Below are 8,307 nucleotides of genomic sequence, written 5' to 3'. Positions count from 1 at the left end.
TCATCTTAACTATATTTTAAAGGATATTGAAAAATGAAAGTAAGTATTTTTGATAAGGATATTTTAAAACAGTTTTCTAATATATGTGCTACGATTACTGCAATTTTATCGGCCGTATTGATTTTTCTTGATATCCCTAATAAATGGAGGCTTACTTCTGGCGTTGTATACGTTGCATTTCTCTGTGTCATTTATATCTTTTTATGGAGAAGGGCAAATAGATTGAGACAAGTCAATATTAAAATAGGTGTTACAACCCTTATTGTAAAATCAGGCGATATTTTTGAAGAAGATGGTCTGAAAGCGATTGCTTTTAATGAATATTTTGATACGACAGTTGATGATAAAATAATTGCTAAAAAATCTTTGAACGGACAGTTTATTTTGAATCATATTGATGATGTTGCTAAATTAAATTCCGATATTGAAAGTGATGATGATTTAAAAAATAGTATTGTAGAGAAGGAAGTAAAGCGAAAGCAAGGAAAAATGACTCAATATAAGTTAGGAAGTTCCATTTTGATAAATGATGAATATATTTTAACTGCTTTTAGCCGATTTAATAAAAATAATCAAGCAGAACTGACAATTCAGGAATATGTCAATTTTCTTTTAACGTTTTGGAATGAGATTAATAGATTGTATGCTCAAAGGTCAGTTACAGTTCCAGTATTTGGCTCGGGAATAACGAGATTTAAAAATGGTTTTGAAGATATTGATATTAATGAGCTACTGCGTATCATGATTTGGACTTTCAAAGTCAGCAAAATAAAGTTTGCGTACCTTGCAAAATTAACTATTATTGTGCATAATGATTTACTCAATCAGGTAAATCTATATAAATTAAAGGAGAATGAATAATGGCTTATCGGAATAAAACTTATGTTGCTTTTGATGGTGATAATGATATGCGTTACTATCAACTAATGAAAGCTTGGAAACAAAGTGATAATACAGCGTTTAATTTCTATGATGCTCATGACATTAATAGTGCTAGAGATTCTAGCCAGGAAGAATCCATTAAACGGCAACTTCGTGAAAGAATGACTAATAGCAAGGTTTTTATCTTATTAATTGGTGAGAACACCAAGTATTTAAGAAAGTTTGTAAAGTGGGAAATTGAGCTTGCCATTAAGAAAGGCTTACCAATTATCTGTGTTAATCTAAATAAAAGCAAACAAAGGGATAACTATTGTCCATCAAGTTTAGATGGTCAACTGGCTATATTTATCCCTTTTGGAAATAAAATTATGCAGTATGCTCTTGAAAACTGGCCTCCTTCGCATGAACAATACCTTAAAAAAGGGGAAGCGGGTTCTTATTTTTATAAAGGTACAGTATATAAACAATTAGGATATTAAATTTAGAATTTATTGGGAGATATACTTATGGGATTCACCGAAAACAACTACGAAAATGCAGTTATGGAGCTTTTTCGTGATAGTTTAGGGTATTCATCTTTTTATGGTCCTGATGTCGGGAGGGACTACCGCGATAGTCTTTTTCGTGATGTGCTTTATGTAGCCTTGGAGAAACTAAATCCCTACTTACCGAGCTCTGCTATTGATTTTGCTATCAATAAGTTGCGTGATTTTGAGAGCGGCACACTGTTGCAGAAAAATAAAACTTTCATGGATTATCTCCAAAATGGGGTGCCTGTCACTTATGTTAAAAATGGCGAAGAGGTTTCGGACATTGCTTACCTCGTTGACTATGATAATACTGACGCTAATAGCTTTATTGTCGCTAATCAATGGACAATCGAGGAACATAGTGAGAAACGACCAGACATTATTGTTTTTCTCAATGGTCTACCTATTGTGGTCTTTGAGTTGAAAAGCCCGTCACGTGAGGAAACGGAAGTTTCAGAAGCTTACAGTCAGCTCCGCAACTACATGAAGGAAGTTCCATCTTTATTTTATTACAATGCCTTTTTGGTCATGAGTGACATGGCAACATCAAAGGCAGGGACTATCACAGCTGGTGAAGATCGTTTCATGGAGTGGAAGACGACTGATGGCAATTATGAGGATACACAGTTAGCAAACTTTACAACCTTGATTGAAGGCATGTTTGCCAAAGAACGTTTGTTGGATATCCTTAAAAACTTTATCTGTTTTTCAGGTGATGCCAAAATTTTAGCAGCTTATCATCAGTATTTTGCCGTGAAAAAAGCAGTTCGTTCTACCTTAAAAGCTACGCAGACTGACGGGCGTGGTGGTGTCTTCTGGCATACGCAAGGCAGCGGCAAGTCCCTTTCGATGGTTTTCTATGCTCATTTGTTAGATAAGATATTACGGTCGCCAACAATCGTTGTCCTGACGGATAGAAATGATTTAGATAATCAGTTGTTTAAGCAATTTGACCGCTGTTCTCAATTTTTACGCCAAACACCAGTACAAGCGACAAGTCGTAAACATCTTAAAGAACTATTATCTGGTAGGCAAGCGAACGGGATTATTTTCACAACCATGCAGAAGTTTGAAGAATCATCGGAAGCCTTGTCAGAACGACATAATATCGTTGTTATGGCTGACGAGGCACATCGTGGTCAGTATGGTTTAGAAGAAAAGATTGATCCCGCAACTGGTAAGTTTAAAATCGGGACAGCGCGCATCATCCGTGATAATCTCCCCAATGCGACCTATATTGGTTTCACTGGAACACCTATTTCAAGTAAAGACAAATCAACAACAGAAGTATTTGGGGATTATATCGATATTTATGATATGACACAGGCTGTTGAGGACGGTGCAACTAGACCTGTCTACTATGAGAGTCGTGTCATACATCTCAACCTTGATGAAAAAATCTTGCAGGAGATTGATGCCGAATATGACGTGTTGGCAGGGCAAGCCGAAGATTCTGCCATCAATAGGAGTAAAAGAGAACTTAGTCGACTGGATAGTGTTTTAGGTGCTGACCAGACCATTTCGGCGCTAGTGACAGATATTATCACCCACTACGAAGATAATCGTGAAAATGAATTGACGGGGAAGGCGATGATTGTCGCATATTCGAGACCTATTGCGATGAAGATTTATCATAAGATGCTTGACTTGCGTCCTGATTGGGGTGATAAGGTTGGTGTTGTGATGACTTCTAGTAACAAAGATCCCGAAGAATGGCATGATCTTATAGGCAATAAAAAGCATAAAGAAGAAATGGCTAAAAAATTTAAGGATGATAATAGTCCTTTCAAGATTGCTATCGTTGTTGATATGTGGCTAACTGGTTTTGATGTTCCAAGTCTTGCGACCATGTATGTCTATAAGCCGATGTCTGGTCATAATCTCATGCAGGCTATTGCGCGTGTTAACCGTGTCTATAAGGATAAAGAAGGTGGTTTGGTCGTTGATTATGTTGGTATCGCCTCAGCTTTAAAACAAGCTATGAACGATTATACCAATCGCGATAAAGGCAATTTTGGAGACACCAATATTGCTGCAACAGCTTACCCTAAATTTCAAGAAAAGCTTGAAGTTTGTCAAGATATGTTCTTTGGCTTTGATTACACCGCTTTTAAAGATGAAAATGCAACGAATCTGATGCGTGCTAATGTCATCACGGGTGGTGTCAACTTTATCACTAGTAGAGACAAGGATAAGGAGAGTTTTTTACGGGAGGCTACTCTCTTAAAGCAAGCCCTGCAGCTCTGTCGTTCCTTACTAACGCCAGAGGAACGCTATGAAGCAGCTTATTTTGAAGCTGTTCGAACAATATTAACGCGTATTGTTAATCCTCGAAAACCTCTATCGGTCAAAGAAATTAATGCTAAAATCAGTGAGTTGCTAAAATCAAGTATTAAGAGCGAAGGTGTTATCAATCTATTTGCGGATTCTGAAAGAGATTTTTCATTGTTTGATCCTAAATTCTTGGACGAAATTGCAAAGATGAAAGAAAGGAACATTGCGGTTGAATTGTTGAAGAGGTTGATAAGAGAACAAGTTCATATTTATAAGCGAACAAATGTTGTTCAATCTGAGAAATTTTCAGAGATGCTTTCCAGAGCTATGAAAGCCTACTTAAATGGTATGTTGACAAATGAGGAAGTTATCGAAGAATTAAAACGCATGGCGTCGGAAATGCAAGCAGCAAGTGATGAAGGAAATGAACTAGGACTTAGTCCAGAGGAAATAGCTTTTTATGATGCGATTACTAAACCTGCTGCTGTTAAAGATTTTTATGATAATGACCAGTTAGTTGCCCTGACGCGGGAGCTGACAAACGAATTGCGGAGAAGTCGCACGATTGATTGGCAGAAAAAGGAATCTGCTCGCGCTAATATGCGACGGATCGTTAAGAGACTTTTGAGAAAATACAAGTATCCTCCAGAAGGGCTTGAAGATGCCTTGTCAACAGTTATCACACAATGTGAGTTATGGGCGGATAGTTAATAGAATTCAGGAGAAATACATGAATCGAACCTTACACTACTACCAATTTTCACCAGAAACTCAATACTTGGATAGAAAATCAGCACGCAAGAAGCCACAGGAATTACTCAAGCATCTGATTGCCTTTGCCAATGCAGACGGCGGTCAGTTGGTGGTTGGTATTGAAGATGAGAAACAGGACAACATTATCACTGGTTTCAAGGATGGCAGAGCTTATCCAATAGACGATTTTAAAAAGATTGACCGTGAGATGCGTGACACTCCTCTGGACTTATCTTTTGAAGAAATCCCTGTGGTTAATCACAAGGGAGAAGATGATTTAATTTTGGTTATATCAGTTGAATTGTCATCAAATCGAGTGATTGCTGCGCCTAATGACGAGGTCTATCTGCGTCAGGGCGATGAATCGGTTAAATTAAGCTATGAGCAACGTACTCAGCTCAGCTATGATAAGGGACAACGTTTCTTTGAAGATGAAGTAGTACCTGATGCAACCCTGGAAGACATTGATGATAACTTAGTGCAAGATTTCAAAAATCGGTTTGATATTTCAGAACGTTCGACAGAGGAAATTCTTAAAGCACGGCGTTTTCTCGTGAATGGTAAACTGACCAAGGCAGCAATTCTACTTTTTGGTAAATGTCCGTCAGTGTTTTTCCCACAAGCTCGTGTTCGCTTTCAACGCTTTGATGGCACGGATATGGGGACAGGGAGTAGCTTTAATGTCATCAAAGAAGTGACTTTTGATGATGCTTTGCCAGTACTGATTATAAAAGTTCGAGATTTTATCCGTACTCAGTTGCGGGAATTTCAGTACTTAGACGATAATGGTCAATTTCAAATATTGCCTGAATATCCTGAGTTTGCTTGGTTTGAAGGTGTTGTCAATGCAGTAACTCACCGTGATTACTCTGTCTATGGAGATCACATTCGTGTACTCATGTTCGATGATCGCTTAGAGATTCACAGCCCAGGGAAATTACCCAATATCGTCACCGTTGACAATATCAAGCATGAACGTTTTTCAAGAAATCCTCGGATTGCGAGAACCCTGACTGAATTTGGTTGGGTTCGTGAAATGAACGAGGGTGTTAAGCGTATCTATTCTGAAATGGAATCAGCTTTTCTTCATGAGCCTAAATACTCAGAACCAGGAAACAAAGTGGTCCTAACTCTTGAAAATAATATTGTCAGTCGTCATCTTCGTACACGTGACAGCCTAGAAAAACAGTTCTCTGATTTTAGTAATTTAAACGCAGATGAGCAGGTTATAGTCCACTATATGTACAATTCTGGCGAGAAAATGACAACAGCAAAGGCGATTGAAATTACTGGTAGAAGCCGTAAATTTATTGTAAAAACTATGAAAAACTTACAAGAATTGGGCATCCTTAATTGGTACGGCGCAAACAAAAATGATAGACATCAGTACTATACTTTAGTTGACAGATAGTTTATCCTTTATGAAGTAGGATACAGTAGGATACAGTAGGATACAGTAGGATACAGTAGGATACAGTAGGATACAGTAGAACATAAAAAGTGGTCTTCAACGAAAGGTTGATAACCACTTTTTAATTATAATTTTGTTATGTTTCCATCTTGCTTGAGGAAGTGAATAATTGTTTTCTTTAAATCTTCAAAATCTCCTTGAAAGGTAACAATTTCAACTGTCTTTTCAAGTCCATCCTGTAAGGAAAGATTGGATTGGTAACCATTCATTGCTAGAAATATATGCAAGGCAAGAACAGCAGTTCGTTTATTAGCATTATAAAAAGGATGTTTTTTAATCAAATTTATCCAGATAATAGCAGCTTTACTGTAGATATCTGGATAGAGAACTTTTCCGAAAATCTCTTGTTTAGGCTGTTCAACAATCATTTGAAGACTGTTTGGATCAGCAATGCCAACAGGTTCATTAGGAGAATATTTACCAATAACCATGACATTGATTTTGATAATATCTTCAGCAGTTAGGTATCTCATCTATCCACCAATTCTTTCAAAAGCTCATCGTATTGGTTCATAGCTTTTTCTAGTTCCTTATCAAAATCAAATTTTGGCTCAGCTTTACGAATGATGACGTTATTTCCTGAAGTGACGAATTCAATTTCTTCTCCAATTTCTGCTCCAAGAGTTTCTTTAATTTTATTGGGAATTGTAATGACAGTACTATTTCCTGTTTTTCTCAAGATAACATTCATGGTTCTACCTCCGTTTGTATATACATTATAAAATGAACTTACAAAAAAGTAAAGTGAATACACATTGTTTCTCAATAACATAAGCTCCGAAAACGAGTTTTTGGTAATCTAATGGTAATCCATTATTTGTAGGATTAGGCTATAAGTGTTTAAATTTAATGAAACTGACTTTTGAAAGCTTGATTTAATAAGCTTTTATTGATATTTTACTTTTGTTACCCAAAACCAGGTCTTAAAAAAGCTCGTAAAGCTTCACAATTCTCAAAACGTTAATCAATACGATTATATCAACGTTTCAAAGCACTTTGCAAGCAATTGCAAGGTGTTTTTTTATTGTAATTTTTGCTTTTGATAACCTGATAACCCCTTCGTGAATATATTGCAATACATAGTACACTTTTTGGATGTAAATTGATGATTATTAGCTAGTTTATACTATATAACACCATATATTACAGTTGTCAGCGAAAACCAGGTCTTAAGAAAGCTCGTAAAGCTTCACAATTCTCAAAATGTTAATCAGTACGATTATATCAACGTTTCAAAGCACTTTGCAAGTCTTGCAAGGTGTTTTTTAAAACCTTTTGATAACCCTTTCCGTTTTGAAAGTAAGGTAAATGTAATATAAATCGCTGTTTGTATTTTTAATAGATTAACCTATTATGAGTTTTATCTGTGGAAGGAACATCTAAATATGCTATACTGTAGTTAAAGAAATAGGGAGCAAATGATGTCACAAATTAAACTAACACCTGAAGAACTCCGTACTTCAGCACAAAAATATACAACAGGATCACAATCAATTACAGATGTGTTAACAGCTTTGACTCAAGAACAAGCTGTTATTGATGAAAATTGGGATGGTACAGCATTTGATAGCTTTGAAGCCCAATTCAATGAATTGTCTCCAAAAATCACACAATTTGCACAATTATTAGAAGATATTAATCAACAATTATTGAAAGTTGCGGATGTTGTCGAACAAACAGACTCAGATATTGCCTCACAAATTAATAAATAATTGGCTTATTCAAATTCATAAGTTTAACTTAGGAGGGCATAAGCTCTCCTAAGTTGATATATTATAGCTAGATGATGCAATTGTTTCATAAAGGAGTAAAAATGAAAAAGAGTACCCAAATAATACTACTAATAGTTGCATTATTCATACTTGTTTTTAGCGGAGGATTTTATATGAAAGAACAACAAAGAAAAGAAGAACTAAAACGGAATCGAGAATATGAAGTTAGTCTAGTCAAAGCATTGAAAAATTCCTATGAGAATATAGAAGAAATAAAAATCACACATCCTGTTTCAACTGAAATTCCTGGAGATTGGAATTGTACCGTAAGGATATTGTTTAATGATAAAAAATCTATTGTTTATAATATTACACATAATTTGGAATCGAAAAAAAATTATAGTGGAAAATTTAATGAAAAAAATATGAATTTTTTTGATTCAAGAATTGGTAAAACAAAAAAAACTATAAAAATTATTTTTTCAGATGGTCAGGAGAAGATACAATAATGGGATTTACATATACCGAGAAAGAACTTCGTGAATTCAATATTGGAGATAATGTATATTCAGTTAACCCCGATTATGCAGAAAAAAATCATTCAACTGTCATAACGGATTTACCCCAGAAAGATAACGAAACAAATATTATTACAACAGAAGATAGAAAAAAATTTAAAGTATCC

At 35.5% G+C, this 8,307-nt stretch carries 8 protein-coding genes; 6 read left to right on the top strand and 2 right to left on the bottom strand.

The features are described from left to right. Nucleotides 1-33 precede the first annotated feature (33 nt). Genes HMPREF9171_RS104025 through HMPREF9171_RS104040 form a run of 4 tightly spaced genes read left to right on the top strand, consistent with a single transcriptional unit; the run spans nt 34 to nt 5,850 of the window. Nucleotides 34-861, top strand: a complete 828-nt coding sequence (locus tag HMPREF9171_RS104025; protein ID WP_000868610.1) for a macro domain-containing protein — start codon at nt 34-36, stop codon at nt 859-861. Then, complete coding sequence (locus HMPREF9171_RS104030; protein WP_000331513.1) at nt 861-1,361, top strand: TIR domain-containing protein; 501 nt, start codon at nt 861-863, stop codon at nt 1,359-1,361. Before HMPREF9171_RS104025 ends, HMPREF9171_RS104030 begins: the two co-directional genes overlap by 1 nt. A gap of 27 nt (nt 1,362-1,388) precedes the next feature. After that, on the top strand, nt 1,389-4,397 hold the full coding sequence (locus HMPREF9171_RS104035) for a type I restriction endonuclease subunit R (protein WP_000507062.1): 3,009 nt from the start codon (nt 1,389-1,391) through the stop codon (nt 4,395-4,397). 19 nt (nt 4,398-4,416) lie between these two features. Further along, entirely contained in the window at nt 4,417-5,850 is a 1,434-nt protein-coding gene (locus HMPREF9171_RS104040) for an ATP-binding protein (protein WP_001082309.1), read from the top strand. A 125-nt stretch (nt 5,851-5,975) separates the two neighbouring features. Here the strand turns inward: HMPREF9171_RS104040 and HMPREF9171_RS104045 are convergent, their stop codons facing one another. Both HMPREF9171_RS104045 and HMPREF9171_RS104050 read right to left on the bottom strand, forming a co-directional pair. Then, on the bottom strand, nt 5,976-6,383 hold the full coding sequence (locus HMPREF9171_RS104045; RefSeq protein ID WP_001269840.1) for a type II toxin-antitoxin system death-on-curing family toxin: 408 nt from the start codon (nt 6,381-6,383) through the stop codon (nt 5,976-5,978). After that, the gene (locus HMPREF9171_RS104050; protein WP_001100856.1) at nt 6,380-6,601 is read right to left on the bottom strand and encodes an AbrB/MazE/SpoVT family DNA-binding domain-containing protein; all 222 of its coding nucleotides are present in this window, start codon (nt 6,599-6,601) and stop codon (nt 6,380-6,382) included. The genes HMPREF9171_RS104045 and HMPREF9171_RS104050 overlap by 4 nt, the downstream gene beginning before the upstream one ends. Before the next feature lie 730 nt (nt 6,602-7,331). On the opposite strand from HMPREF9171_RS104050, the gene HMPREF9171_RS104055 reads away from it, so the two are divergent. After that, nucleotides 7,332-7,622, top strand: a complete 291-nt coding sequence (locus HMPREF9171_RS104055) for a WXG100 family type VII secretion target (RefSeq protein ID WP_000078284.1) — start codon at nt 7,332-7,334, stop codon at nt 7,620-7,622. Nucleotides 7,623-7,723: 101 nt separating this feature from the next. Then, a complete protein-coding gene (locus tag HMPREF9171_RS104060; RefSeq protein WP_000749961.1) occupies nt 7,724-8,131 on the top strand; it encodes a hypothetical protein in 408 nt (135 codons plus the stop codon). Nucleotides 8,132-8,307 lie beyond the last annotated feature (176 nt).

Origin of the sequence: Streptococcus agalactiae ATCC 13813 (assembly GCF_000186445.1) — a bacterium.
GTDB lineage: Bacteria > Bacillota > Bacilli > Lactobacillales > Streptococcaceae > Streptococcus > Streptococcus agalactiae.
Note: the sequence above shows the minus strand (reverse complement) of the source record. Positions and strands in the feature narration are given on the sequence as shown.